26 protein-coding genes and 2 pseudogenes are annotated in these 26,292 nt (G+C 39.0%); 23 read left to right on the plus strand and 5 right to left on the minus strand.

Features of this window, described 5'->3' with window-relative positions:
* Nucleotides 1-7: 7 nt before the first annotated feature.
* The 4 genes from EDD71_RS01430 to EDD71_RS01445 all read right to left on the minus strand — a co-directional run bounded on the left by EDD71_RS01430 (nucleotide 8) and on the right by EDD71_RS01445 (nucleotide 1,781).
* Entirely contained in the window at nucleotides 8-526 is a 519-nt protein-coding gene (locus tag EDD71_RS01430; RefSeq protein ID WP_133626959.1) for a ferritin, read from the minus strand.
* 209 nt (nucleotides 527-735) lie between these two features.
* A complete protein-coding gene (locus tag EDD71_RS01435; protein ID WP_133626960.1) occupies nucleotides 736-1,308 on the minus strand; it encodes a manganese catalase family protein in 573 nt (190 codons plus the stop codon).
* Nucleotides 1,309-1,321: 13 nt separating this feature from the next.
* Entirely contained in the window at nucleotides 1,322-1,582 is a 261-nt protein-coding gene (locus EDD71_RS01440; protein ID WP_133626961.1) for a spore coat protein CotJB, read from the minus strand.
* Nucleotides 1,583-1,604: 22 nt separating this feature from the next.
* Nucleotides 1,605-1,781: a spore coat associated protein CotJA gene (locus tag EDD71_RS01445; protein ID WP_243116361.1), complete on the minus strand. Its 177-nt coding sequence runs from the start codon at nucleotides 1,779-1,781 to the stop codon at nucleotides 1,605-1,607.
* A gap of 372 nt (nucleotides 1,782-2,153) precedes the next feature.
* On the opposite strand from EDD71_RS01445, the gene EDD71_RS01450 reads away from it, so the two are divergent.
* From EDD71_RS01450 to EDD71_RS01485, 9 genes and pseudogenes are all read left to right on the plus strand, one after another.
* Nucleotides 2,154-4,136: a sensor histidine kinase gene (locus EDD71_RS01450; RefSeq protein ID WP_133626962.1), complete on the plus strand. Its 1,983-nt coding sequence runs from the start codon at nucleotides 2,154-2,156 to the stop codon at nucleotides 4,134-4,136.
* 545 nt (nucleotides 4,137-4,681) lie between these two features.
* Nucleotides 4,682-6,037 (plus strand): 23S rRNA (uracil(1939)-C(5))-methyltransferase RlmD, encoded by a 1,356-nt coding sequence (gene rlmD / locus EDD71_RS01455; RefSeq protein WP_133626963.1) that lies wholly within the window; start codon nucleotides 4,682-4,684, stop codon nucleotides 6,035-6,037.
* 84 nt (nucleotides 6,038-6,121) lie between these two features.
* Nucleotides 6,122-6,403, plus strand: a pseudogene (locus EDD71_RS15895) (recombinase family protein); the annotation flags it as partial.
* A 138-nt stretch (nucleotides 6,404-6,541) separates the two neighbouring features.
* Nucleotides 6,542-7,015 carry an IS200/IS605 family transposase gene (gene tnpA, locus EDD71_RS15640; RefSeq protein WP_166636298.1) on the plus strand — a complete coding sequence of 158 codons (474 nt, stop codon included), beginning with the start codon at nucleotides 6,542-6,544 and terminating at the stop codon, nucleotides 7,013-7,015.
* A 222-nt stretch (nucleotides 7,016-7,237) separates the two neighbouring features.
* Nucleotides 7,238-7,933: a lantibiotic protection ABC transporter ATP-binding protein gene (locus EDD71_RS01465; RefSeq protein WP_133626965.1), complete on the plus strand. Its 696-nt coding sequence runs from the start codon at nucleotides 7,238-7,240 to the stop codon at nucleotides 7,931-7,933.
* Nucleotides 7,933-8,691 carry a lantibiotic immunity ABC transporter MutE/EpiE family permease subunit gene (locus tag EDD71_RS01470; RefSeq protein WP_133626966.1) on the plus strand — a complete coding sequence of 253 codons (759 nt, stop codon included), beginning with the start codon at nucleotides 7,933-7,935 and terminating at the stop codon, nucleotides 8,689-8,691. Before EDD71_RS01465 ends, EDD71_RS01470 begins: the two co-directional genes overlap by 1 nt.
* Nucleotides 8,691-9,476 carry a lantibiotic immunity ABC transporter MutG family permease subunit gene (locus tag EDD71_RS01475; RefSeq protein ID WP_133626967.1) on the plus strand — a complete coding sequence of 262 codons (786 nt, stop codon included), beginning with the start codon at nucleotides 8,691-8,693 and terminating at the stop codon, nucleotides 9,474-9,476. Before EDD71_RS01470 ends, EDD71_RS01475 begins: the two co-directional genes overlap by 1 nt.
* Nucleotides 9,477-9,503: 27 nt before the next feature.
* Nucleotides 9,504-10,199, plus strand: a complete 696-nt coding sequence (locus EDD71_RS01480) for a response regulator transcription factor (protein WP_133626968.1) — start codon at nucleotides 9,504-9,506, stop codon at nucleotides 10,197-10,199.
* A gap of 25 nt (nucleotides 10,200-10,224) precedes the next feature.
* A complete protein-coding gene (locus EDD71_RS01485) occupies nucleotides 10,225-11,685 on the plus strand; it encodes a HAMP domain-containing sensor histidine kinase (RefSeq protein WP_133626969.1) in 1,461 nt (486 codons plus the stop codon).
* Between the two features lie 603 nt (nucleotides 11,686-12,288).
* Here the strand turns inward: EDD71_RS01485 and EDD71_RS01490 are convergent.
* Complete coding sequence (locus tag EDD71_RS01490) at nucleotides 12,289-12,624, minus strand: winged helix-turn-helix transcriptional regulator (protein WP_133627127.1); 336 nt, start codon at nucleotides 12,622-12,624, stop codon at nucleotides 12,289-12,291.
* Nucleotides 12,625-12,827: 203 nt separating this feature from the next.
* Here EDD71_RS01490 and acgA point away from each other — a divergent pair, with 203 nt between their 5' ends.
* The 14 genes and pseudogenes from acgA to EDD71_RS01565 all read left to right on the plus strand — a co-directional run bounded on the left by acgA (nucleotide 12,828) and on the right by EDD71_RS01565 (nucleotide 26,215).
* Nucleotides 12,828-13,034 carry an ACGX-repeat peptide gene (acgA, locus tag EDD71_RS01495; RefSeq protein WP_133626970.1) on the plus strand — a complete coding sequence of 69 codons (207 nt, stop codon included), beginning with the start codon at nucleotides 12,828-12,830 and terminating at the stop codon, nucleotides 13,032-13,034.
* A 125-nt stretch (nucleotides 13,035-13,159) separates the two neighbouring features.
* Nucleotides 13,160-14,179: pseudogene (acgM, locus tag EDD71_RS01500) on the plus strand (radical SAM/SPASM domain protein, ACGX system); the annotation flags it as partial.
* Complete coding sequence (locus EDD71_RS01505) at nucleotides 14,176-15,144, plus strand: zinc-binding dehydrogenase (protein ID WP_243116362.1); 969 nt, start codon at nucleotides 14,176-14,178, stop codon at nucleotides 15,142-15,144. The pseudogene acgM and the gene EDD71_RS01505, both read left to right, overlap by 4 nt.
* A gap of 145 nt (nucleotides 15,145-15,289) precedes the next feature.
* Nucleotides 15,290-16,516 carry a multidrug effflux MFS transporter gene (locus EDD71_RS01510; protein WP_133626971.1) on the plus strand — a complete coding sequence of 409 codons (1,227 nt, stop codon included), beginning with the start codon at nucleotides 15,290-15,292 and terminating at the stop codon, nucleotides 16,514-16,516.
* Between the two features lie 564 nt (nucleotides 16,517-17,080).
* On the plus strand, nucleotides 17,081-18,253 hold the full coding sequence (locus EDD71_RS01515) for an iron-containing alcohol dehydrogenase (RefSeq protein ID WP_133626972.1): 1,173 nt from the start codon (nucleotides 17,081-17,083) through the stop codon (nucleotides 18,251-18,253).
* 11 nt (nucleotides 18,254-18,264) lie between these two features.
* The gene (locus EDD71_RS01520) at nucleotides 18,265-18,843 is read left to right on the plus strand and encodes a sugar O-acetyltransferase (protein WP_133626973.1); all 579 of its coding nucleotides are present in this window, start codon (nucleotides 18,265-18,267) and stop codon (nucleotides 18,841-18,843) included.
* A gap of 197 nt (nucleotides 18,844-19,040) precedes the next feature.
* On the plus strand, nucleotides 19,041-19,361 hold the full coding sequence (locus EDD71_RS01525) for a carboxymuconolactone decarboxylase family protein (RefSeq protein ID WP_133626974.1): 321 nt from the start codon (nucleotides 19,041-19,043) through the stop codon (nucleotides 19,359-19,361).
* Nucleotides 19,362-19,392: 31 nt separating this feature from the next.
* Entirely contained in the window at nucleotides 19,393-19,812 is a 420-nt protein-coding gene (locus EDD71_RS01530) for a cupin domain-containing protein (protein ID WP_133626975.1), read from the plus strand.
* A 183-nt stretch (nucleotides 19,813-19,995) separates the two neighbouring features.
* Nucleotides 19,996-20,469 carry a flavodoxin gene (locus EDD71_RS01535; RefSeq protein ID WP_243116363.1) on the plus strand — a complete coding sequence of 158 codons (474 nt, stop codon included), beginning with the start codon at nucleotides 19,996-19,998 and terminating at the stop codon, nucleotides 20,467-20,469.
* Between the two features lies 1 nt (nucleotide 20,470).
* A complete protein-coding gene (locus EDD71_RS01540; protein ID WP_133626977.1) occupies nucleotides 20,471-21,433 on the plus strand; it encodes an aldo/keto reductase in 963 nt (320 codons plus the stop codon).
* Nucleotides 21,434-21,472: 39 nt separating this feature from the next.
* Nucleotides 21,473-22,318 (plus strand): aldo/keto reductase, encoded by an 846-nt coding sequence (locus EDD71_RS01545; protein WP_133626978.1) that lies wholly within the window; start codon nucleotides 21,473-21,475, stop codon nucleotides 22,316-22,318.
* A gap of 53 nt (nucleotides 22,319-22,371) precedes the next feature.
* Entirely contained in the window at nucleotides 22,372-23,370 is a 999-nt protein-coding gene (locus EDD71_RS01550; RefSeq protein WP_279232993.1) for an aldo/keto reductase, read from the plus strand.
* A gap of 361 nt (nucleotides 23,371-23,731) precedes the next feature.
* Nucleotides 23,732-25,690: an alpha/beta hydrolase-fold protein gene (locus EDD71_RS15990; protein WP_133626981.1), complete on the plus strand. Its 1,959-nt coding sequence runs from the start codon at nucleotides 23,732-23,734 to the stop codon at nucleotides 25,688-25,690.
* Nucleotides 25,691-25,831: 141 nt separating this feature from the next.
* Entirely contained in the window at nucleotides 25,832-26,215 is a 384-nt protein-coding gene (locus EDD71_RS01565) for a nuclear transport factor 2 family protein (protein ID WP_133626982.1), read from the plus strand.
* The last annotated feature ends 77 nt before the right edge of the window (nucleotides 26,216-26,292 follow it).

Consider the following 26,292-nt stretch of genomic DNA (forward strand, 5'->3'; position numbering starts at 1 on the left):
CTATATGTTATTCAGCCGAATCTGCAGCTGGAGGTGTGAAGGCCCTCTGTGCAAGTTGGGAATCCAGCATATATATAGCAGCGGGATCATTTTGAATTCTCTCAAGCTTCTTTATAATTCCATTGAAAAGATCCTGTTCCTCAATTTGTTCATCTACAAACCATTTTAAAAAGCTTATTGTAGCATACTCCCTTTCTTCCGCAGCAATGTCCATAAGATTATATATTTTAGTAGTTAGGGCCTTTTCATGCTCAAAGGCATGGTTAAAGGCATCCAATATGGATGAAAAATCGTTTTTGGGGGCTTCAATCCCGCCTATTTTTATTCTTTCATTTATTTGGTTTATGTAGTTAAATATCTTCATTGCATGAAATCTCTCTTCATCAGACTGAACCATAAAGAAGTTGGCAAATCCAGGAAGATCCTCCGAGTGGAAGTATGCCGATATTGCAATATAGGTATGAGCTGATTCTAATTCCCTTGTAAGCTGTTTATTAAGTTCGTCAATAAGCCTTTGGCCTATCATATGTTATTACCTCCTTAGTATTTAATACTATCGCATTAAATTAATCTAATATAAATATAGTTTTACCAGAAAGAGAAATTTAATTAACAGTTTATGTATTAAAATATTGCTTATATTTTCCCAGAAAATCGGTGGTCGGGCATGTAAACCCGACCAAATTGCAAGGGAGGAGGTTCGCCAACACAGGGAAATAAACATCATTTTAACGCTTAGAAAAACTTTTTGCTGTCGAGGAATTCATATACGTTAACCAGGGCTTCTCCAAATCTCTGGAAATGTACAACTTCCCTGGCCCATAAAAATCTCAGTGGAGCGATTACGTCAGGGTCATCCGTTAAATCAATTAAATGTTCGTATGTTGATCTTGCCTTCTGTTCTGCAGCCATATCCTCGGTTAAATCAGTTACAGGATCTCCCATAGATTGAACATATGCACCGGTCCATGGTACACCGTTTGCATCTGCCGGGTAGATTGCTTTATCGTGTTCAGCGTAGTATCCTCCAAGGCCTGCAGCTTTAAGCTCATCTGGTGTGGCATCCTTTGTCAGCTGATAGATCATGGTTGCGATAATTTCAACATGTGCAAGTTCCTCTGTTCCTATATCGGTTAGAAGACCCTTGGTTTTGCTTGTAGGCATTGTATAGCGCTGGCTCAGATATCTTATTGAAGCGCTAAGTTCACTATCGGGACCACCATATTGAGCCATAAGGAATTTTGCCATTCTTAAATCCTTATTTTTTATTTTAACTGGGAATTCAAGCTTTTTTTCATATATCCACATAGCAAGACACCCCCTATTCCCCTGTTTCCCAGGGCCATGGCTCATTTACCCACTGCCATGGATAAGCACTTGGTGCATTTCCAAAATTACAAAGAGGCCCATATTTAGATTCATATTCCTTTTTAAGGGCACAAAGATCCTTTGAGATGTTGTTATAGTCAACTAAAGCCTTTTGTTCATTCGGATGATTGTCTAGGTACAAGTTTAACTCTACTGCAGCGAATTCAAGTTTCTGTATTTTTCTTTTCAACTCTTCACGAGTCATGTCTACCATTTAGCTTCCTCCTATTAATTGATTACTCTTTGCTTTTAATGGCATAGGGAATGTCAAGGTTTGGGAAGAGAACGCCCTTTTTAAGAGCCTCATCCAGCGGGAGAATGCCTATATAGGGCTGGTCCGGGACGTAGGCACGGGCAAGCATGAGGTTTATAACCTTTGACTTATCAGGTGTGGATCTGTAATATGGGTACACTTCATTCACTCCTTTAACTGAACTACAATATTATAATATTCATTGCGTTAAAAAGTGTTCATTTCACTATTTATTAGGGTTATTATGGATATAGGCTGTAAATATAATGGTTTAAGGAATAAAGATGGGATTATGGTTACTCTTTGTTTATCGGACCATCTAATACTGATTTATTCGAGGATTTGAGAACAAAGATGAATATTGTTAAGGAGCTGTCAGGTATTATAAAGGGCTTTGGCAGCATAATCAAAGTAGACTTATAATTCTGAAATATCAAAAAAATTTAACATAAGGCAGGATTTTGTATTTTTTAGCAGAATATATAATACAATTAAAATTTTTTAATATAACATTTGCTAAGGAGGGGCTTTGATGGAGGGGGAAATAATCAAAAGTTATCTGCTTTTCCACACTTTAATAGAAATGGCTACTATTTTGATCGCCTTTTCAACTTTTATAATAGCTTTTAACACCTATGAAATATCCAAAAACAGTTATTTTACATTTATAGGAATAGCATTTGGATTTGTTGGGTTAGCAGATTTTATGCATACAATTTCCTATAAAGGAATTGGTATTTTTAGAATGGATAACGCTAATATTGCTGTACAGTTTTGGATTATAGCAAGATACTTGGAGAGCATATCCCTCTTCATTTCTTTGGTTTTTGTAAAAAAAAGCATAAAGCCCCTAAAAGTTCTGGCTTCATACTCTGTTATTCTTTTAATACTTTGTGCTACTATTTATCCTTTAGGAATATTTCCTGATTGTTTCATAGAAGGGTATGGCCTAACTGAGTTTAAAGTTATTAGTGAATATATAATTATAGTGTTTTTAATAGGTTCGGCTTATTTATTGAATAAAAACAAAGAAAGCCTTGATAGAAACATATTTGAATGTATGATGGCAGCTATAGGAATGAAAATTTTATCGGGAATATTTTTTACACTTTATAAGGATGTTTATGCGTTTTACAACATGCTTGGCCATATATTTAAGCTCATATCCTTTTATTATATCTATCAGGTTATGATAAAAAAAGGAATTAAAGAACCATATAAACTTCTATTTAATAGGCTGGATGAAGCTAGGAACGATCTGAAGAATAAGAGCAATGAGCTTGAAAATATAATCAAACAGCTCAATATTCAAAAGTCAGAAAAAAAAAGCATAGAAAAGCAGCTCTTAAAAAGTGGGGAATATTATAAAATGCTTGTAGAGTTCTCTAACTGTTCCATATTTGCACATAGTGAAGGTAAGTTTTTATTTGCTAATTCAATAGGTGCAAAGCTTCTGGGTATGAACAGCCCCGATGAGTTAGAGGGATTAAATATTTACGGTTTTATTGATCCTGTATATCATGAGAAAATAAGAAAGGAAATTGAGGAAGTTTCTAAAAAGAACATAACTCTTCCTCCAATGGAGTTTAAAATAATAAGCAGAAGCGGGGAAGAGATACTTGTAGAGTCTATGGCTACATCGTTTATTTATAATGGAAAGCCTGCAGTTTTGAACGTTTTGAGGGAGGTTTCAATTAGAAAAAAAATAAATGAATTTATTGAGAAAGACAGGATTAAAACGAAGGTTTTTGCAAGTATATCCCATGAGCTTAAAACCCCCATAAACGTGTTTTTTGCATCCCTTCAGCTTTTAGAGCTTTATTTAAAAAATGGGCAGTCATGGGATAAAAATGGGCAGATAGATAAGCATATAAAAACTATGAAGCAAAACTGCTACAGGCTTATAAGGCTGGTTAATAATATTATAGACATTACCAAAATAGATGCTGGTTATTATAAACTCAATCTTCACAATTATAATATTGTAAACGTTATAGAGAGCATTACCTTATCCGTCGCAGAGTATGCGGAGGATAAGGGAATTGAGCTTGTATTCGATACTGATGTTGAGGAGAAGATTATGGCATGCGATCCCGAAAAAATTGAAAGAATTATGTTAAATCTTATTTCAAACGCAGTTAAATTTACAAATCCTGGAGGGAAAATTGAGGTTAATATATATGACAGGAATGAAAAAATATTGATATCGGTTAAGGACTCGGGAATAGGAATTCCAGAGGATAAGCTTGATATCATATTTGAAATGTTCAGCCAGGTTGAGAGTTCCCTTGCAAGAAACAGACAGGGAAGCGGTATAGGGCTGTCAATTGTGAAGTCCCTTGTGGAGCTCCACGGAGGCAATATAAAGGCAAAAAGCGAATATGGAAAGGGAAGCGAGTTTATAATTGAAATGCCAGTTAGGGTGATCGATGAAACATGCAGCATGTTAGAAAGTGGCCTTGAAAACGATAATGTAGAGAAGATCAATATAGAGTTCTCAGATGTTTATATGTGAAAACTATGATGAATTTCATAATCAAATAGAATATAAGGCTACTTGAAAAGTCCGTTGGAATAAAGGTAGAAAATATAAACAGATTGGCGCTGCGATAAAAAATATATTTCATTCACCAGCACGCTTGGCAAAGAAGTTCTAAGGCTTTTGATTTGAAAAATCAAGAACTTTCGTTAAACTCGCCTTGCTTAAGTCACGAAAGTTCCAGGATTTTTCTTCATCCCTTCGCCAAGAACTTCTAATTGCCCGCTTTATGTGAATTTCATATATTTTTTATCGACCCCTAGGTACTGCAAAACGTTAATGTTAATATAAAATCTTTCTTAACTTATGTTTAGATTATTATTAGTGAAACTGTTTTCATAATCTTGTGGTGAAATTTATTTCATGTATAGCTAGTAAAAAATAAAGGCGGGGAGAGTTCATCAGAGGAATAGATAATCATATTTTGGATTTTAGAAAGGCATGGGGTATAATAGTTGTTGTGTTAGATTAAAATATCAAAAGGAAAAACAGCGATGGCAGCGTTTAAGGAGGAAGAGACCTTGAAGAAACATGATATTATAGAAACGGTTATAGAGGATGTTCATTTCCCCAATAGAGGAATAGCAAGGGTAGATGGAAAGGAAGTTATTATAAAAAACGCAATCAAAGGTCAGAGGGTAAAGGCCAGGGTTGTTAAAAATAAAAAGGATAGGGCGGAGGCTTCCATAATTGAAGTTCTTGAGAGAGCCCCCTATGAAACGGAGCCCATATGCCCCCATTTTGGGGTCTGCGGTGGATGTTCCTATCAGACGCTATCCTATGAGCATCAGATTGAGCTTAAGGCCAGCCAGGTTAAGAGACTCCTTGACGATGCGGGAATAGGGGAATACGAATTTTTAGGAATCGAGAGAAGCCCAAGGGAATTTCAATACAGAAATAAAATGGAGTTTTCCTTTGGAGATGTTGAAAGGGGAGGAGAGCTTGCCCTTGGACTTCATAGGAAGGGTAGTTTTTATGAGGTTGTTACTGTAAATGGATGCCAGATAGTTGATGATGACTTTGGGAAAGTTTTAGAGGTAGTTCTTGATTATTTCAGGGATAAGGGGATCCCTTTTTATAAGAAGAAAACCCACGAGGGAGTTTTAAGGCACCTCGTTGTAAGAAAGGCTCAAAGGACGGGGGAGCTCCTTGTAAACCTTGTAACGTCATCACAGATGGAGCTTGATTTAAGCAGTCTTGTGGAAAGGGTAAGGGGTATAGAGCTTGATGGAGAGCTTGTAGGATTTTTACATACTATAAACGATTCCATATCAGATGTAGTAAAAAGCGATGAAACAAGGGTTCTGTTTGGAAGGGATTATATATTGGAAGAGATACTGGGCCTTAAATTTAAAATATCCGCCTTCTCATTCTTCCAGACTAACTCCCTCGGGGCGGAAAGACTATACTCAATTGTAAGGGATTTCGCTGGAGAGACAAGGGATAAGGTTATATTCGACCTTTACAGCGGAACAGGCACTATAGCACAGATAATGGCCCCGGTTGCTAAAAAGGTTATAGGCATTGAAATCGTTGAAGAGGCGGTTGAAGCCGCGAGGGAAAATGCTGCTTTAAACGGCCTTACAAACTGCGAATTTATTGCAGGAGACGTTTTAAAGAAGGTTGAAGAGCTTAAGAATAAACCGGATATCATAATACTCGATCCTCCAAGGGATGGAATACATCCAAAGGCCATAGGAAAGATAATAAGCTTTGATGCTCCGAGGATTGTATACGTATCCTGTAAGCCAACATCCCTTGCAAGGGATCTGCAGGTATTTGTTGAAAGGGGATATGAGGTTAAAAAGGTAAAGTGTATGGATATGTTTCCACACACGTATCATGTGGAAACGGTGGTTTTAATAGAGAAGAAATAACTTTGTTTGAAAGGTTTTGGGGCAATTTGCCCCTATTTTTTATGTGTGTTTTATGTTTCCATGAACGAGAAAAAGTAAGGGAGTATGAGTAGGGGGGTGCACCCCCCTATTAGTTTTTATGCAGTTTTTGCAGATAGAGGGATTACAGGAACAACAGATAATAGACCAGAGTTTCAAAAAATGCTGGAGCTCTGCAGAGATGGGAAGACAGATTTAATCATAACAAAATCTATCTCAAGATTTGCAAGGAATACAGTTATAATGTTACAAGTTGTAAGAGAATTTAAGAATATTGGTGTTGCAGTTTATTTTGAAAAAGAAAATATAAACACATTGTCCGGGGACGGTGAGCTTATGCTTACTGTCCTCTCTTGTATTTTGAATACCACGGGCTATGCCCGTGGTTCCAAAAGGCTTAAAGCTATGAGTAGAAAAAATAAACCTCCTTTGATAGAATGGAAGTGTGTTTGCCAACCACAACCAAATCAAAGGAGGAAAATCCATATGGATAATGAAAGTTTATCACATACTAAATGGAATTGCAAATATCATATTGTATTTGCACCAAAATATCGAAGGCAAATAATATATGGAAAAATAAAAGAAGATATAGGGAAAATATTGAGGAAATTATGCGAATATAAAGGAGTAGAAATAATAGAAGCAAATGCATGTAAAGATCATATACATATGCTTGTGAGTATACCACCGAAATTAAGTGTTGCACAATTTATGGGATATTTAAAAGGGAAAAGTTCATTGATGATATTTGATAGACATGCAAATTTAAAGTACAAATACGGGAATAGACAATTTTGGTGTAAAGGATATTATGTAGATACGGTTGGAAGAAATAAAAAGGTAATAGAAGAATATATAAAAAATCAACTTCAAGAGGATATTGCATATGATCAAATAAGTTTAAAGGACTATATAGACCCGTTTACGGGTGACCCAGTAAATAAAGGCAAAAAATAAAGCCCCTTTAGGGGTTGCCTGAAAAAATTATGCGGTTGGCAGACCATTCAGTGGGTCTTGAGACACAGCCAGTAATATGCCCTTATAGGGCTAGAGCAAACCACCCGTTTTACGTTACGGGTGGTCATGATTAGTAAAGAGCAACTTTATAAATTCTTTATAATTGCCTGTTACATTAATAATCGTAGTAGAGATTAATAATGTTATGAAAGGATGAGTTAAATGTCAAACTTGATACTTGAAACAAGAGGGCTGAAAAAATACTATGGAAAGCAGCTTGCCGTAAATGATGTTTCACTCAAAATCCCAAGGGGTTCAATCTACGGATTACTTGGTCCAAATGGAGCAGGAAAATCCACTATATTAAAAATGCTTACGGGACTATTGTATCCGTCAAGCGGTGAAATTATTGTTTTTGGTGAGCCATGGCAGCGAAAACACCTTGAGCGAATTGGAGCATTAATTGAATCCCCTGCTTTATATGGCAATCTAACCGCAGTTGAAAACCTTCTCGTTCACACAAAATTGATGGGACTTCCAAAAGAAAGAATTTACGAAGTGCTTGAGACAGTAGACCTTAAAGATACAGGCAAAAAGTTGGCAGCGCAATTTTCAATGGGTATGAAGCAAAGGCTTGGCATTGCAATTGCGCTTTTAGGATATCCAGAATTATTGATACTTGATGAACCTACAAATGGCCTTGATCCTATAGGCATTCAGGAACTGAGGGAATTAATCCGTTCATTCCCCAAAAGAGGGATTACGGTAATTCTATCAAGCCATATATTGCCGGAAGTGTCACAGCTTGTTGACCATATTGGTATCATAAGCGATGGTGTACTTAAATACCAGGGTAAAATAAGTTATGGTGAAGACCTTGAGGAATTATTCATGAAAGTTGTAAAGGGGGCTAAATAATGATTAATATAATAAAGTCTGAGAGCCTTAAATATAGGAGGACTTTTACCAGACGCCTTATATTACTTGCACCACTGTTTTTTATAATAATAGCATTACCACAAAAATTATTCATGCCTGCTAATTATTTAAGGCCATGGCAGCTTCTTCTTGACCAGGTATACAATTGGTGGCCGGTAATATTCATTCCACTTGGTATAGCTTTATTTGCTGCATTAGTGGCGTTGCAGGAAAAAAAGGTGGGAAATTACCGCAATTTGCGAGTTCACAATATTCCACCGTCCGTTATCTGGACAGGTAAAATTGTATTAATGGCATATCATACGATGCTGGCGACACTTGTTCTTATTGCCGTCATAATAATATCGGGGCTTATTACAGCAGGAGGAGAAATTCCATGGGTAAAGATTTTTGTGGGTGGGTTTACGATATGGCTCACATCCCTTGCTGTAATACCACTCCAGTTATGGGCAGCAACATGGAAAGGCACCTTTTTTAGTATGGCTATGGGATTTGCTGGACTTATTGCCGGTGTTATAGCGGCACCCAAATCCTATTGGATATATGTCCCATGGAGCTGGCCGACAAGGCTTATGTGTCCTGTAATAGGCGTACACCCGAATGGGGTCCCCCTGGAAGCATCAGATTCTCTCATGAATCCTTCAGTAATACCAGTAGGAATAGTCCTGGCAATTGCTGCCTTAATAATCTTTACTATAATTACAGCAGTGTGGTTTAATAGAAGGGAGGTAAGATGATGAAGATATTAATATCAGAATGGATTAAGACAAAGCGCACGCCTATAAGATGGCTTACGTTTTTAACACCTATGATTTTAGCAGCGCTTATTGTATGGTATTTTTCATTAAAGGCAATAACGATAGATACTCAAATTTCAATATTTCAGGCATTTTTTGAAGTATGGACGGCACTGGTTATTCCGTTGGGTACAGGTTTAATATCAGGAATTATGATACATCAGGAGGAACTTGCCGGCAGTTTCAACGGCTTTCTCGGAAGCAAACTACCGCGCAGGGATTTGTACCTTGGAAAACTTACAATGCTTATCTTATTGACATCGGCAAGTACCTTACTTGCGGCATTGGCGCTTTTAGTAGGATTAAGTTTTATATTGAATATACCCCTATCCTGGCCGATTTTTATTATAGCAGCTCTAATGGCTATGATTGGAACCCTTCCACTATTGGCATTCCATTTATGGATAAGTTTCGCATGGGGAATGGGTGCATCAATTGGGATTGGCGGCGGTGGTATTCTAATAGCTGCTTTGATGGCAACAAGTCTGGGCAATAAGATCTGGCAATTTGTACCGTGGGCATGGCCAGTTCGTTTAACAGGGTTAGCAGGAGCATATTTATTATATTTGCCTGGTATGAAATTACCACCCGAAATCATATCTGCAGGTTTTATCGCAGTTCAGGCTATAAAGGGTCTTATTCCAGCTGCAGTATTTTTTTTAGTTATGTTGGTTGGAGGTTTGATTTGGTTTGAAAGGTGGGAAGGCAGAAAAATATCTGATTAAAGAAAAATTAAAAGGAGGCATGATGGTATGAGTAAGATTCTTATCATTGATGATGAGGAAGATTTAGTCACTCTTTTAAAAGATTCTCTTGAGAGCAGAGGTCATATTGTATTAGCAGCATATGATGGTGAAAGCGGTGTTAAAAAAGCCCAAGAACAGCCGGATATCATTATTCTCGACATAATGATGCCCGGCATTGACGGGTATGAAGTTTGTAGAAAAATAAGGGATGCAGTTTTTTGCCCGATCATATTTTTGAGTGCAAGACAGTCAGAGGCTGACAGGATAAAAGGCCTTGCCCTAGGAGGCGATGATTATTTAATAAAGCCTTTTAGCCTTAATGAACTGCTTGCGAGAATAGATGCACATTTAAGAAGAGAGAAAAGGGCTATCTTCCTTAATAACTCAAACAAGAGAGTGTTGATTAGCTTTGGCAGACTGTCGGTTGATTTAAAATCAAGACAGGTTAATATTAATGATAATATCATTTCCCTTACTAAACGAGAATTTGACATTTTAGAACTGCTTTTAATGCATCCGGGTCAGGTGTTTTCGAAAGAACAGATTTATGAGAAGGTTTGGGGATATGATGCAGAAGGAGATTCTTCAACTGTGACTGAGCATGTGAAAAACATAAGGGCAAAGATAGCTGAATTTGATCCCGATACAGAGTATATATCGACAGTATGGGGTATCGGCTACCGATTTAACAGAATAATGTAAGGCGAAATTTGGCGGGTGTATTGATATGTTGGAAAGAAAGCCTCTCAAGTCCCAATTTGTAATAACGTTTATTTTGATTATCATATCAAGCATAATAGCTACAATAGCTACGTATTATGCGGGTTATATTATTTATACAAAAATTGAATATAAAAAAATATATCCGGCCAACTACTATGAAAAGAAAATTCCTGATATTGAAGGCTATATCAGAAAAGAAGGTGTAATTCTTTTAAACGGGAGCGAAAAACAACTCATTGAGAAAGTAATTCCTTCAGAAGGTATATTGTATCAGGTGATGGATGAAAATGGCAATATGATATATGGGACGGATTATAAAAAACTTTTAAATAGCAAAGAGGATCTATATAATAAATTGAATACTACCATCGGTACAGATGGGAGATATGTAAGAATCATCCCGGTATTCGATTCTCAAGGAAAGATAAGCGGAGCAGTTTCATTATCATATACATTAACACCTCATTATCCAAGTACATCAGATAAAATATTGCTCGCACCATTATTTGTTGTAGTTGTTTTTTCTCCGTTTATTTATATAGTAATCTTTACGTTGCTTTTTTCAAAGAAATTTGCCGCTAATATAGGCAAGCCAGTTAATATGCTTATTGATGCATCAAGAAAGGTTAAAGAGAAGGATCTTGATTTTAATATAGATTATTTTGCCGATAATGAACTTGGAAGACTTTGTAAAGCATTTAATGAAATGAAAAACGAACTTAAGGAGTCATTAATATCACAGTGGAAAGCAGAGCAGGAAAGACATGAGATGGTTCAAGCCCTTGCCCATGACCTGAAAACACCTCTTTCTGTAATACAGGGCTATGCTGAATCACTTCTGGAAGGCAATTATGTTGATACTCAAAAAGTAAAAAAATATCTACAGGTAATAAAAGACAATGCAAATAAGGGGTCGGAACTTATCAAAAAAATGCTTTACGCCGCAGAGCTTGAAACGTCCGGCGCAGAGCTTAATATCACTCCAGTGGATATATACTCTTTCTTAATGTATAAAAAAGAAAGTTATGAGATGATGGCAAAAAATAAAAAGATAGGTTTTAAAGTTGATGTAACTTATGAAAACCAGGCTAAAATGACATGCCCTGTTGATATTGTAAAACTTGAGCGTATTCTTGACAATATCGTTTCGAACTGCATCTGTTATACGCCGGAAAATGGGACAATAACAATTAATGCTAATATTACTTGTTATAATATTTGTTTTAAAGTATGTGATACAGGAAAGGGGTTTAGTAGTAAAGATCTATCTAATCTTTTTAATAAATTTTACAGGGGAGATGAATCCCGTTCTTCCAAAGATGGTCACGCCGGACTAGGACTCTATATTGCAAAAAGACTGGTAGAAATGCATGGTGGAAGTATTGTTGCCTTTAATGCAAAGGACGGTGGTGCATGTATTAAATTCGATTTGCATTTTCTAAAAAATAATAACAATAAGAAATGATGCAATTACGAAAAGCGTTTCCTATCTATATCAGTATATTTGGTATTTTTAAGTATTAAAGCTGATATGGAAACATATTAGGTATTTTCTTTTAACCGCTGAGACAGCTGTATCAAAAAGCTAACTTGGAGGCTTATCTTTTTCGTGCACTCAAGGCATATGGAATGTGTAATAATTATTGCGTAAGAATGTAAATATATATAATTCTGAACCACCTTACTTTTAGGGGGTTCACCTTTACGCAAAATCAATATTAATGCGTATTAGTATCATTTTTCTATCAAAACACACGTGGAGTGCGTGGTGTTGATGCAAAATGTAAAAAATAAATAAAAGCCTGAAAAATAGCTTAAATACAGGGTTTTCCGGTAATTTGCCGCCCGCCGAAAATGTGTTTTTTGGCGGCACAGGCACAGGAAAGCCCTGTTTTTTATCTGTGTGATTGTTCGAGGAAACACATCCACAGCCGTTCGAGTAGGCCTTTCGGTGGGCAGGGTTGTGTTGACGGAAAATACGGAAATTGAAATGGCTTGATGTGTTCGCGGGAACATGTCTATGGGAACTTGCATACTTTTATTCCACTTTTTATATTAAAGCCCAGCTTTAAATTTGGCTTTTTACAATTTTCTGATACTCTACTCCCCATATTTCCATTGCCTTGATAATTGGACGCATACTTTCGCCTAATTCACTTAAGGCGTACTCTACGCGGGGCGGTACTTCTGGATACACAGTGCGGATAATAATTCCATCTGCTTCCATAGACCTCAAGCTATCCGTCAGTACCTTTTGACTGATACCTGGGATGTTTTTTCGCAGTTCGTTAAAGCGCCAAGGGCGCTGAAGCAAATTTCGCAAGATCAACAGTTTCCACTTGCTGCCTATCAACTGAACCGTGGTCGCTACAGGACATTCAGGCAATTCTTCTTTTGTTAGCATCGCACGCATCATCTCCTTCATAAGTTCAGATTTGAATGTTACATTCAAATTATAATATAAGATAACGATTAAGACAAGTTGGTTATAAAAAGGTAACTAAGTAATAGATTTGTGCGTACTTTTCTTTAAATAGAGCAGAAGCTAAAATAATAATTGCGGACGAACAAAAAGTTCGTAAAATCCAAAAATGGAGGTAAAACACTATGGCACTTTCTAATCTATTTGGATGGAACAAAAAAGAGGCGTCTTCTGCTTGTGGTTCTGCCTGTGGAGCATCCGATAAGCCTGCTGAAGCTCCCGCTGCCTGTGGTGCTGCCGATGATGCTCCTGCTGCTTGCGGCACTGCTGACAAGCCGGAAGAAAAACCTGCCGCCTGCGGTTCTGCCTGCGGCGCTGGTGACAACAAATAATCCAGTCAACACGCCAACACATCCCCGGCATAGCTGGTCTTGCCGGGGACTTTTAAAATCATTCCGGCAATTGCCAGTTTTCATATAAAGAGAGGTAATCAATGATGAAATAATATTTTGCTTTTCAGTGGCACATCACTGACGAGTGCGATCAGCGATGCAAACATTGTTATATCTTTTCGGAAGATAATGGAAAATATCTGGACTCTATGAACTGGGAGCAGATGGTGGACGTAGTGGACAACTGCTGTGATATGTGTGAAATGTACGACCGGCTGCCCTATTTTTATATTACCGGCGGCGATCCAATCCTGCATCCCGATTTCTGGCGGCTGCTTGACCTTCTGAAAGGAAGGCGTATCCCTTTTACTATCCTCGGTAACCCATTCCATCTGAATGACGAGGTATGCAAAAGGTTGAAAGAATATGGATGCCAGAAATACCAGCTCTCCCTTGATGGGATGCGGGAAACCAATGACTGGTTCCGTAAACCCGGCTCATTTGATTGCACCCTTGAAAAAATTGACTGCATTAAAAAGGCCGGTATCCGCTCAGTCATCATGACTACGGTATCTGGAAAAAACATTAAGGAAATCCCGGATATTATTGACATCGTTGTGGCACATAAGGTGGATGTGTTTGCTTTTGCACGGTACTGCCCGACCAGCGAGGAAAAGGACATAGGCATAACACCACAGGAATATCGGAAACTGCTGGACGTGTGTTATCAAAAGTTTCAAAAATATAAAGAAGAAGGTTGCCAGACATACTTCAATCGAAAAGACCATCTATGGACGCTCTATGAATACGAAAAAGGCATTTTTAAAATCCCGGAGAATACACAGGAGGGTATGATCTACGGCGGATGTAACTGTGGCAACTGCCATTTGACCATTTTGCCTACCGGTGATTTATATGCATGCCGTCGCTTTGAAAGCAAGGTGGGTAATGTGTTTGAAGATCGAATTGCCGATGTGTGGGTAAGCGATTGTATGGAATCCTACCGTGACTATACTAAATTTAAAAAATGTTCCAAATGTGAATTGCTGGCTTGGTGCCGGGGATGCCCCGCCGTTGCTTATGGTACAACCAGGGATTTTTACGAGGCTGATCCCCAATGTTGGAAGGAGGTTAAAGGAGCATGATTCCAAAAACAATGAAAGCCGTTGTATTGTCCGGCATTACTGAAGCGGCCAATATAGAATTGACAGAATATCCTGTACCTAAAGTAAAACCTGGCTGGGTGCTGGTTAAGATAAAGGCATTTGGTCTGAACCATTCCGAAAAAATTTTGCGATTGTCGGAAATTCAGGAGGATTATATCAAAAAACCCATTATTCCTGGCATTGAATGTGTCGGAGAAATCGCAGATGCGTCAGACAGCGGCTTTGCTGTGGGACAAAAGGTAGTTGCTCTGATGGGAGGCATGGGCCGCAGCTTTAATGGAAGTTACGCTGAATATGCTTTATTACCGTCACATCACGTGTTTGCGGTTGAAACAAACTTGCCATGGGTTCAGCTTGGAGCAGTACCCGAAACTTATTATACCGCATGGGGATCGTTATTCGATTGCTTGCAGCTTAAACCAGAAGATAAGCTTCTTGTTAGAGGAGGAACCTGTGCTTTAGGCTATGCGGCGATTCAGCTTGCAAAGGCGCTGGGTTGTCGGGTGATTGCCACAACTCATCGGGAAAGCAAGCTGCCCCTGCTGAAAGAGGCAGATGAAGCCATTTTGGACACAGGTAAATTGGAAGGCACATTGTCCGGCGTGACAAAGGTGCTGGAATTGGTAGGACCTAAGACCCTTCATGATACCCTGCGCTGTGTGGAAAAGGGCGGAATTGTCTGTAATACGGGGATTCTCGGTGGCGTCTATGCATTGAATGGCTTTGATCCCATCAAGTTTATCCCAAACAGCGTATATCTCACGGGATTTTACAGCAACTCGCCCACGCAGGAAACCATGAATGACATTTTCTCCTTTTTAGATATGCACAATTTAATCCCCTGTATGGGAGAGGTGTATTCGTTTGCCGACATTGCAAAAGCTTGTGTGGATCTGGATAACGGGAAAGTGAACGGAAAGATTGTAGTGGAGGTATCGGAATGAATTGAAAAAAGATCCCGCTAACAAAAATGTGTGTACTTTTCGTAACACTAACGGTATTGTATGATTGCATTGTAAATTGAATAATCCATGAATTGCAATGAGCTAATTCTGCAGTTATAGAACGAATTTAAAGGAGGTGTACACGATGGAACAAACAATTCAGCAACATGACGGAAGTCATTTAAAACAGAAGTATCTTGGTAAAAAAGGGTTTATTGTTTTTATAGCATTTTTAGGTGCCTTTGTACCGCTTTCAACAGATGCCTATCTACCAGCACTGCCACAGATGGTTCAATACTTTAATACAACAGTAAGTAGGGTCAATCTAAGCTTGGTTATGTTTTTCATCTTTTATGCTGTCGGAATCTTGTTTTGGGGGCCGCTAAGCGACAAATATGGTAGAAAACCCATACTGATGATTGGTATGATTTTTTATACCGGTGCCAGCATTTTGTGCATATTTGCACAAAATGTTCAGCTGCTGATTGCATACCGTATCTTGCAATCCATTGGCTGTGGTGCAGCAACCGCTGTATCGACTGCAATGATTAAAGATGCCTTTGATGGTAAAGAAAGAGTAAGAACTTTAGCCATTGTTCAAACGATGTCTACAATCTCTCCGGTTATTTCACCGGTCATTGGTGCGTTTGTATTGAGTTTTATGTCTTGGCGTGGCGTTTTTGTCGTTTTTACTGCAGTTGGTGTCATTAGCCTTATTTTTGGTTTAATGTTACAGGAAACCTTGAACCATAAATCGGAGATTAATGTCTTCAAAACAGTTGCGCGTCTGGGAACTGTGGCGAAAAATAAAAGTTTTACCTCCTTGCTATTGTTATTTGCCATCTTACAAATTCCATTTCTGGGCTTTATTATATCTTCATCCTTTATTTATATTGAAGGATTTGGTGTTAATGAGAAGGTCTATAGCTATTTCTATGCGGCTAATGCCATATTTTTGTTGCTTGGACCTTTAGTTTACCTGAGATTAAATCGTATTTTTAGCTATCGAACCATTATATCGATGGGATATCTGGTCATTTCGCTAAGCGGTCTCTCTGTCATGACAATAGGGACACAAGGTCCAATAATCTTTTGCTTGTTGCTGATACCGGCATCCTTGTTCGCAAATGTTATTGGACCGCCAAGAATGAGCCTTATGTTGGAACAAATTGAAGGCGACACAGGCTCTGCCGTCTCGCTGATTAGCTCGACACAGATGGTTTTTGGAAGTATTGGTATGTTTATTATGCCTCTTGTATCAGGATTCAAAATTCAGTTTCTTGGCGGAGCATACTTAATAGTAGGCACGATTAGCTTTATAGGTTGGAAAATCCTGTTTAAAAAGCCCTTTATTAAACATCTGGAAGATTAAGTAATAAAAACATTCTATGAGGCAGAAAAAATGAGTTTCAAAAATATTGCGATTGAAGAATTAAAATTGAACCCTATGACGATGATTTGGAAAGAGTCTAACAGAGTTAAGCAGCGAATATGGCGTTTCAAAATCTACTATCAATGGCTGGATTAAGAGCTCCAGGCCTGTAATTGTTGATGATGGTGAAGCTGTAACTATGAAAGATTTAAAGCATTGAAGCGAGAAATGGCTATGCTTAAGGAGGAAAAAAGAGACTTTTCCACAACTACAATCAATGAAAAATGGGTTACTGATATTACATATATCCATAGAAAAAGAATCCGTAGTAGCATAGGGTATATTACTCCTCGGCAATGTGAGGATAGAGCCAGGAAATCAGCATAAAAAATTCGAGTTTTTCTGTCTACTATATTGACATAAGTCCAAAAAAGTTCATCTAAAAATGAAAAACAACTTTTAAGACCTCTTGACTTAGAGTTAACTCTAAGGTTTATCATAATGTTACCAAACATAAGTATATGTGTCAACAATTGAAATGAAAATCCATAGGAGGAATTAAAAATGGGATTTAATATGTATGTGCCAACAAGATTTATTTTCGGCTGCGGAAGGCTTAACGAACTGCACGAGCAGAAGCTTCCCGGCAAAAAGGCAATGATAGTTATTTCAAACGGAAAATCTGTTAAAGAAAATGGTTCGCTTGACCGTACAAAGGAACAACTAAGGATGGCAGGTGCGGAATTTGTTGTATTTGATAAAGTACAGGCAAATCCGCTTAAGTCTACTGTTATGGAGGGAGGCGCATTTGCTCGTGAAAATGGCTGCGACTTTATTGTTGCTCTCGGCGGCGGCAGCGTAATGGACGCTTCCAAAGCAATGGCGGCAATGGCGACCAACGATGGTGACCTTTGGGATTATATAAGCGGCGGCACTGGCAAAGGTAAAGCGCTTATAAATGATCCGCTTCCGGTAGTTTGCATTACTACAACAGCAGGAACCGGTTCGGAAGCAGACCAATGGGGTGTTATCACAAATGATGAAACAAATGAAAAAATCGGTTTCGGTGGTGATGATCGTTTATTCCCGGTAATATCAATAATCGACCCTGAACTGATGAAGACAGTACCACCTAAATTTACCGCTTATCAGGGCTTCGATACACTTTTCCATGCTACAGAAAGCTATATTTCAAAATTTGCAAGCCTTATGAGCGATATGTATGCGCTGACTGCAATTGAAAATACAGCTAAATATCTTCCACGTGCGGTAAAAGATGGCAGCGATATGGAAGCAAGAGAACACATGGCATTTGCCAATACCATTTCTGGTATAGTTATGACTGTCAGCGTTACTACTGCTGAGCATTCCATTGAGCATGCGATGAGTGCATATCATCAAGATTTACCTCACGGGGCAGGACTTATTATGATTTCAAAAGCGTTCTATGAATTTTTTATTGAAAAGCATGCTTGTGATGAGAAATTTATAGCGATGGCAAAGGCAATGGGAATCAAAGATGCCGATAAGCCGGAGGATTTCATCACAGCGCTTGTGGACTTGCAAAAAGCTTGTGGTGTGGCAGAACTTAAAATGAGCGATTATGGTATCACACCGGATGAATTTGATAAAATTGCGACCAATGCTCGTGAAACCATGGGCGGTCTGTTTGTAGCAAATCCATGTGAAATGACACATGAGGATGTTGTTGAGGTACTAAGAAAGTCTTATCGATAAGGAGGATACAGATGGACATTCATGAATTCTTAGATTATTTGAACCGAGGTGAAACAATTGAGGGAGGTTCTGAAATACATCAGATGATGTATATTGTCGCACAGGAAGCGCTAAAGTTAACGGCTGAACTTAACGGGCAATATCATACTCCGGAAGAAATTAGGGAATTGTTTTCCAGATTAATCGGAAAGCCTGTGGATGAAACATTCTCCATGTTCCCTCCTTTTTATACGGATTGCGGGAAAAATATTTCTGTTGGCAAGAATGTCTTTATTAATTCGGGATGTCGTTTTCAGGACCAGGGCGGCATTACAATTGGCGATGGTACCCTTATTGGGCACAATGTAGTGTTGGCTACCCTTAATCACGAGTTGAATCCGAAAAAACGCAGCACTATGCATCCTGCACCTATCGTAATTGGCAAAAACGTTTGGATTGGGTCAAATGCCACTGTTGTTCCAGGTGTGACCATTGGTGATGGTGCTGTTATTGCTGCCGGTGCAGTTGTGACAAGGGATGTACCTGCAAATGTTATTGTAGGCGGCGTGCCTGCTAAAATTATCAAGAAAATTGAGACCAACCAGGAGTAATCCTGTTGGTTTCATTTAAGATGCTGCCGTAAAAGGATTGCAGGGATGGATTGCATGCTTTGATAAGGCAAAACTATCGGGTGTCATCCGGTGTAGGGGTAACAGATACCGGCGATATTCAATATAATAAGAAATTATTGAGCGAAGCATATAAAATGGGGAAAGCAATTTAGAATTTACGGAAAGGATGATAAGCGATGAAAAAACAAACAGCAGGCAGAGATGCCCTGGGATCATTTGCACCAAAATTTGCTGAATTAAACGATGATATTCTTTTTGGAGAGGTTTGGTCTAGAGAAGACAAATTGTCATTAAGAGATCGAAGTATTATCACTGTGACTGCCCTCATATCAAAAGGTATATTTGACAATTCTCTAAAACATCATATTGCCAATGCAAAAAATAACGGTGTTAGTGCTGAGGAAATGGCAGAAATAATCACGCATCTGGCATTCTATGCAGGATGGCCAAATGCATGGGCAGCATTTTCATTGGCAAAAGAGATATATGTTGAATAATCAAAAAAATTTGAATGGAGTGAATTTTATTATGGATAGAAATGAATTAGAAAAGATATCTGATTTTCCATTAGGTGAGGAAAATGTGACATTTGCACAATATTTTACTGGAAAGAGCTATTTAAGCCTCTTAAATGATAAAGAAGTAAATATTCATAATGTTACCTTTGAACCGGGATGCCGAAACAATTGGCATATACATCATGGCTGTGGTCAGATACTGATCTGTGTTGGGGGGCATGGCTGGTATCAAGAAGCTGGGAAAGATGCACGGCCATTAAAAAGCGGTGATGTAGTATATATACCACCGGAGATTAAGCATTGGCACGGCGCTGTCAAGGATGAAGGGTTTGCACATCTGTCATTAACAGTTCCGACGGAAGGAGCAAACACTGAATGGTGTGAACCGGTTACCGATGAAGAATATAACAAACTACTTCGAAATTTTTAGATAAAGTGAAAACCTCTTGACTTAGAGTTAACTCAAAGGGCTATTATTATATTAACGCGCACAATTATATGTTTAAAGTGTTGATTTGAAGTGAAGTGAGAGGAAATAAATAGATTTAATGGCTTAAAAAAATTAATACCATATTTTTCAAGAGAAGGAGACAATTATGTAAGTGGCTGTATTGTGAATTTGCCGGTTGGGAATACAGAAGTAGCTGCAAAAAGGATTCAGATGATAACCGGCTGTGAATTGTTCCGCATTAACACGGTAAAAAAATATCCTGATGATTATACAGAAGCTACAAAAGTTGCCCAGCAGGAATTGCGTGATAATGCAAGGCCTAAGCTTTCAGAATATCTTGATAATATTGACGACTATGAAATTATCATATTATGCTATCCCAATTGGTGGGGAACTATGCCAATGCCTGTATTTACATTTCTTGAGAAATATGACTTTACAGAAAAGACCATTCTTCCGGTCTGTACACATGAAGGAAGTGGTTTAGGACACAGCGAAAGTGACATAAGAAAGACTTGTCCGTCTGCAAGGCTTGAAAAAGGTCTTGCTGTTAAGGGGAGCAATGTGTATTCAGCTCAGCCTGAGATTGAGAAATGGCTGCAAAAATTCATAAATAATTTTAAGAGGAGGAAGTGAAATGGAATATTCAAAACTGGGAAATTCTGATATTCTTGTTTCTCGCATTTGCATGGGCTGCATGAGCTTTGGTGACACGTCAAGTAATTTTCATGCATGGACACTAAACGCTGAAGATAGTGAAGCAATAATCAAGCATGCTCTTGATCTTGGCATAAATTTCTTTGACACTGCAAATGTATATTCTGGCGGCACAAGTGAAGAATATCTCGGCCGTGCGATAAAGAACAATGTAGCTCGTGATAAAGTAGTTATAGCGACTAAAGTTTATTTTAACGAAGGCAAACTTTCAAAAAAAGCGATACTGCGTGAGATTGACGGCTCACTAAAACGACTTGGTACAGATTACGTTGATCTTTACATTATTCATCGCTTCGATTACGACACACCGATAGAGGAAACGATGGAGGCACTTGACAGTCTTGTCAAGGCAGGAAAAGTGAGAGCTCTCGGCGCTTCGGCAATGTATGGCTACCAGTTTTACAATATGCAGCTTGCTGCCGAGAAGAACGGTTGGACAAAGTTTGTCTCAATGCAGAATCACTATAATCTGCTTTACCGTGAGGATGAACGAGAACTTATTCCAATCTGCAAGCAGATGAATGTTGCACTTACTCCGTACAGCCCACTTGCTGCAGGAAGGCTTTCACGTCTTGAATGGAAGGCTGATACGAAACGAAGCCAGACAGATAAAACTGCAGTTTCAAAGTATGACAGTACACAAGAGACAGATTATGGTATTGTACTTCGTGTAAATGAACTTGCCAAGAAGTATGGTGTTACAATGACGCAGATTTCTCTTGCATGGCATTTTGCTAAGGGAGTTACAGCGCCAATTATCGGTGTAACAAAGGCAAAATATTTAGACGACGCTGTAGGGGCTCTCAATGTAAAACTTACGGATGATGATATTGCCTACCTTGAGGAACTGTATGTTCCCCACAAAATAGTTGGTGCGCTTTAACTATATAACTATAAATATATATTAAAGGAGAGTGTTTTTATGCAAAAGGTAGTTTTAAATAATGGTGTGGAGATGCCTATCTTAGGATTCGGTGTTTATCAAATAAATGATGCTAATGAGTGTGAACGTTGTGTTTATGATGCAATTGAAACAGGGTATCGTCTTATCGATACCGCTGCATCATACGGCAATGAAGAAGCCGTAGGAAGAGCAATAAAAAGGAGCGGTGTTCCAAGAGAAGAACTTTTTATTACAACGAAACTTTGGGTTCAGGATGCCGGTTATGAAAAAACCAAAAAAGCCTTTGAAAAATCGCTTAAGAATCTTCAGCTTGATTATCTCGATCTTTATTTGATTCATCAGCCGTTTGGCGATGTGTATGGTTCATGGCGTGCTATGGAGGAGCTGTATCGAGAGGGGAAAGTCAGAGCAATTGGAGTAAGCAACTTTTACCCAGACAGGCTTGTTGATTTAATCCTCAATAATGAAATACCTCCTGCGGTTAATCAGGTAGAAACGCATCCATTCTGTCAACAAATTGACACTCAAAAAATAATGGAAGAATACAAGGTTCAAATAGAATCCTGGGGACCTTTTGCTGAGGGCAGAAACAACATGTTTCAAAATGAAGTGCTGATGTCGCTGGCCCAAAAGCACGGTAGATCGGTTGCTCAAATTATATTGCGTTGGCTTGTGCAGAGGGGAGTTGTTGCAATTCCAAAATCAGTACACAGAGAAAGGATTATTGAAAATTTCAACATATTTGATTTTGAACTTTCTTCAGAAGACATGGATAAAATTGCAGAACTGGATAAAAAAGAAAGTGCTTTCTTTTCACATAGGGATCCAGAAATCGTAAAATGGATTTGTTCATTAAAGAGATAATTAATGGTATTGGAGGTCTACGTATGAGAAAAAGATTTTTAGGTAAAAGTTGACTGGAAGTTTCCACTGTCGGATTAGGATGCATGGGATTATCTCATGCTTATGGAGCGCCAATCGAGAAAAATGAAGCAATCCGTCTGATCCAGCAGGCGGTGGAGATAGGTTATACATTCTTTGATACAGCCGAGATTTACGGAACACTGGATAACCCGCACCACAATGAAATGCTGGTGGGGGAAGCACTGAAACCTTACCGGGATCAGGTGGTCATCGCGACAAAATTCGGTATCCGGTTTGATACTAACAGTCGTGAAGTACCTTATCCTATTATCCCGGATTCCCGCCCTGAGTGCATCCGCGCTTCAGTGGAGGGTTCTTTGAAACGGCTCAAGATCGACTGCATTGACCTGTATTACCAGCACCGAATCGACCCGAAAATTCCCGCCGAAGAAGTGGCTGGTGTGATGTCCGACTTAATCCGCGAGGGCAAGATCAAGCATTGGGGAATTTCGGAGGCCAATGAGGAATATATTCGCCGCGCTCACGCAGTATGTCCGGTGACGGCGGTACAAAACCGGTATTCAATGATGGCCCGGCACTATGAGCCTTTGTTCCCTGTATTGGAGGAACTGGGTATTGGATTTGTTGCTTTTTCTCCGTTGGCAAACGGGTTCCTAAGCGGTAAATATAGAAAAGGAATTGAATTTGATGAGAAATATGATTATCGCAGCAAAATGCCGCAGTTTACTGATGAAGCCATTGAGAAAAATCAGGAACTGATAGAACTATTAAACCGGATGGCAGAAAAAAAAGATGCTACGCCTGTTCAGATTTCGTTGGCGTGGATGTTGTGTAAAAAGCCGTGGATTGTTCCGATTCCTGGTACCCGTAAGGCTGAGCGCCTGAAAGAAAACGCAATCGCTGCTGATATAGAACTGACAGACGCAGAGGTTAGGGCTTTGGATGACGCGTTGGATACCATTCCCATGTCTGAGGTATTCGGAGGTACCCGACTCAATGGAAATAATGAGAACATGAGTAAAAGGAAATAATACAAAAAGCTGATATTGACTGCCAGCTTCAGCAAAGATGGGAATTCTGCCATGTTTTGCGATACATGTTATTGAGGTTTCTATAATGAAATTAAATTTCCTAATAGGCTTATTGTGTTTTTCACTTCTTTTTTTAAAGGTTGTGCTGACAAAGGTGCTATTGTCGATACCTCATTTAAAAATCAGCAATACGGTGCATGACATCGCAAACCATTCGAAAGAAAGTGCATTCTTTTCACACAGGGACCCTGAAGTCGTAAAATGGATTTGTTCATTAAAGAGATAAGCTATTAACTGGTACAGTTGAAAGGATCTTTAAAAGAGCCCTTTCAACTGTATATTAATGAAGGAAGGAGAGAAAATGAGAAAAATCGTAATTACAGGGTTGGTTATGCTCATGGTGTTACTGCTTGCTGCCTGCAGCATTACAAAAAAATCTTTGGGTGAAGTGGCAACGGAAAATACGGTAATAACAAAAACACAAGATAAAAATGCCCAGAAAACAAAGCAGAATGTCATGATTCCGAAAGCGATCGAAAAAATTCCTGATCGGTATTTTAAAGCATCAGAGCAGCCAGGAACATTAACGAATTTATATTACGATACATATGAATCCTTTTCTTATGATAAAAAATCAAGACCACTTAAAAAACATGCGGTTGTATATCTCCCCTATGGCTATAGTAAGAATCAAAAATATGATGTGTTCTATCTGATGCATGGCGGTTGGGGCGATGAAACCACGATGCTCGGAACTCCGGCTAAACCATCCTCCTTTAAAAACGTCATTGACAATGCAATTGCTGCAGGCGAGATTAAACCGCTGATCATAGTATGTCCGACTTATAACGACACAAACGAGAATGGATTGGATTCCGCCAGCTTTTCTCTGGCAATGCAGCTGACGAGGAACTATCATAACGAGTTATTAAATGATTTGATTCCTGCAGTGGAAGGAACGTACAGCACCTATGCTACCAGTACATCTGCAGAAGATCTGATTGCTTCCCATGATCACCGTGGATTCGGCGGGTTTTCCATGGGATCGGTCGCAACCTGGCGGACATTCCAATACGGACTTGATTACTTCCACTATTTCCTGCCGATGAGCTGCGGAACAACTCTGGATGACAAAGAGATCTTTGCCGCAGCTGAAGGACATGATCCGAATGATTATTTCGTCTTTGTGATGACAGGAACTAATGACTTTGCGTACAGCTACGATAAAGCCAGAACGGATCTTATGAGAACGTCCCCTTATTTCATCGATATCGATGATAGAGCTGATGGTAATTTTGCGTTTCGTGTCAAAAATGGATATTCACATGACGGAACCGCTGCGATGGAATACACCTATAACGGGATGAAAGCATTCTGGAGCGGTGAGGAGGAGACACAGGAGAAGCAGAAAGGGGTTCAGTCAGTCTTGGGAAATGATCAATCCTATAAAGCTTTCACTGCAGATACAAGAATTGAAGATGTGATTAAGGATCCAGCTTTCGGAAATTTTGGAAGGCTTCTCTTTCCGATAGATAATAGATACTACAGTGGGGATACTCTTGGAAAACTTTACCTGACATGGTATAGCAACATTAGCCCGAATAAAACAGTGGAAATCGTTAATTACTTGAAAAAACGTGCCGAATCAGGAGATACAATTTTCTATGACATTTATTCTGATGAAGAAAAAGCGCAAGACCCTACCAAAGAGGATACAGGGCTGTTCTTTTTCCGCGGCAATAAAGGCGCAAAAACAGCAATTATCAATGCAGGCGGGGGATTTGTATTTGTCGGCGCGATGCAGGACAGTTTTCCACATGCTCTTGAACTCAGCAAAAAGGGGTATAACGCATTTGCCTTAATTTATCGTCCAGGTGCGCAGACTGCCTGTGAGGACCTCGCAAGGGCAATTGCTTTCCTGTATGAGAACGCCGACGAACTCGGAATAGACATGAAAGACTATTCTCTATGGGGCGGATCTGCCGGAGCACGTATGGCAGCATGGCTTGGAAGTTACGGCACTGAGAGCTTTGGAGAAAAGAGATATCCGCGTCCTGCGGCTGTCATTATGCAGTATACTGGTTTGTCGGAAGTAACGGGAAAGGAACCCCCGACATTTGCATGCGTGGGAACGAATGACGGAATTGCATCTTACAAAACGATGGAAGACAGAATCAACAGGATTAAGGCAAATGGAACCGATGCGGAAATAGAGGTCTTTCAGGGACTTTCACATGGATTTGGGCTTGGGGAAGGAATAGTCGCAGAAGGCTGGATAAATGATGCTATAAAATTTTGGGAAAAACATATGACAGAATAAGGAGTATACGCTTATGAAAAAATTGGCATGGTATCTATATCCATGCACATCATCGAATATACATACAAATCCCTTGATTTTGAGTTACTTTTACGCGTTAAATTTCACCAATATAATAATTTGCAAAGGAGATAGATAGTTATGAACAACGAAAAATTTGAACAAGAATTAATTTCTCTTTCTAATGAAAAATGGCACTGGATGTCAGAATGTAAAGTAGATTCCTTGAGCTCTCTCTTCCACGAAAAAGCTGTTTTTGTTCATATGGGCGCAACCATGTCCAAGGAAGAGGAACTCGATGTCATTCGAAGCGGCAGAATTCATTACAAAGATGTGGACATTCAAGAAGTATCAGTACCGTTTATTGGAGAGACAACAGCGATCCTTTTGAGTAAAATTCGTTTAGTAGCCGTCGTTGGCGGTAATGAGGTTACCAATCCTTTTGTTGTCACAGAAGTGTATGTGAAACAAAACGAAACTTGGATGTTAGCCTCACTCTCATTTACAAGACTGATTACTCCTTAAGAAAGCGGGCGTTACAATAAAATCCCATGCGCTGGAAAGATGGTCACATGGTTTTGTGTATCGTGGGGGATGGGTTC

The organism is Fonticella tunisiensis (assembly GCF_004364155.1).
GTDB lineage: Bacteria > Bacillota > Clostridia > Clostridiales > Caloramatoraceae > Fonticella > Fonticella tunisiensis.

Coding starts and splice junctions, on each gene's coding strand:
- EDD71_RS01430 (WP_133626959.1), bottom strand. CDS start 526: ATGATAGGCCAAAGGCTTATTGACGAACTTAATAAACAGCTTACAAGG.
- EDD71_RS01435 (WP_133626960.1), bottom strand. CDS start 1,308: ATGTGGATATATGAAAAAAAGCTTGAATTCCCAGTTAAAATAAAAAAT.
- EDD71_RS01440 (WP_133626961.1), bottom strand. CDS start 1,582: ATGGTAGACATGACTCGTGAAGAGTTGAAAAGAAAAATACAGAAACTT.
- EDD71_RS01450 (WP_133626962.1), top strand. CDS start 2,154: ATGGAGGGGGAAATAATCAAAAGTTATCTGCTTTTCCACACTTTAATA.
- tnpA (WP_166636298.1), top strand. CDS start 6,542: ATGGATAATGAAAGTTTATCACATACTAAATGGAATTGCAAATATCAT.
- EDD71_RS01465 (WP_133626965.1), top strand. CDS start 7,238: ATGTCAAACTTGATACTTGAAACAAGAGGGCTGAAAAAATACTATGGA.
- EDD71_RS01470 (WP_133626966.1), top strand. CDS start 7,933: ATGATTAATATAATAAAGTCTGAGAGCCTTAAATATAGGAGGACTTTT.
- EDD71_RS01475 (WP_133626967.1), top strand. CDS start 8,691: ATGAAGATATTAATATCAGAATGGATTAAGACAAAGCGCACGCCTATA.
- EDD71_RS01480 (WP_133626968.1), top strand. CDS start 9,504: ATGAGTAAGATTCTTATCATTGATGATGAGGAAGATTTAGTCACTCTT.
- EDD71_RS01485 (WP_133626969.1), top strand. CDS start 10,225: ATGTTGGAAAGAAAGCCTCTCAAGTCCCAATTTGTAATAACGTTTATT.
- EDD71_RS01490 (WP_133627127.1), bottom strand. CDS start 12,624: ATGCTAACAAAAGAAGAATTGCCTGAATGTCCTGTAGCGACCACGGTT.
- acgA (WP_133626970.1), top strand. CDS start 12,828: ATGGCACTTTCTAATCTATTTGGATGGAACAAAAAAGAGGCGTCTTCT.
- EDD71_RS01505 (WP_243116362.1), top strand. CDS start 14,176: ATGATTCCAAAAACAATGAAAGCCGTTGTATTGTCCGGCATTACTGAA.
- EDD71_RS01510 (WP_133626971.1), top strand. CDS start 15,290: ATGGAACAAACAATTCAGCAACATGACGGAAGTCATTTAAAACAGAAG.
- EDD71_RS01515 (WP_133626972.1), top strand. CDS start 17,081: ATGGGATTTAATATGTATGTGCCAACAAGATTTATTTTCGGCTGCGGA.
- EDD71_RS01520 (WP_133626973.1), top strand. CDS start 18,265: ATGGACATTCATGAATTCTTAGATTATTTGAACCGAGGTGAAACAATT.
- EDD71_RS01525 (WP_133626974.1), top strand. CDS start 19,041: ATGAAAAAACAAACAGCAGGCAGAGATGCCCTGGGATCATTTGCACCA.
- EDD71_RS01530 (WP_133626975.1), top strand. CDS start 19,393: ATGGATAGAAATGAATTAGAAAAGATATCTGATTTTCCATTAGGTGAG.
- EDD71_RS01540 (WP_133626977.1), top strand. CDS start 20,471: ATGGAATATTCAAAACTGGGAAATTCTGATATTCTTGTTTCTCGCATT.
- EDD71_RS01545 (WP_133626978.1), top strand. CDS start 21,473: ATGCAAAAGGTAGTTTTAAATAATGGTGTGGAGATGCCTATCTTAGGA.
- EDD71_RS15990 (WP_133626981.1), top strand. CDS start 23,732: ATGAGAAAAATCGTAATTACAGGGTTGGTTATGCTCATGGTGTTACTG.
- EDD71_RS01565 (WP_133626982.1), top strand. CDS start 25,832: ATGAACAACGAAAAATTTGAACAAGAATTAATTTCTCTTTCTAATGAA.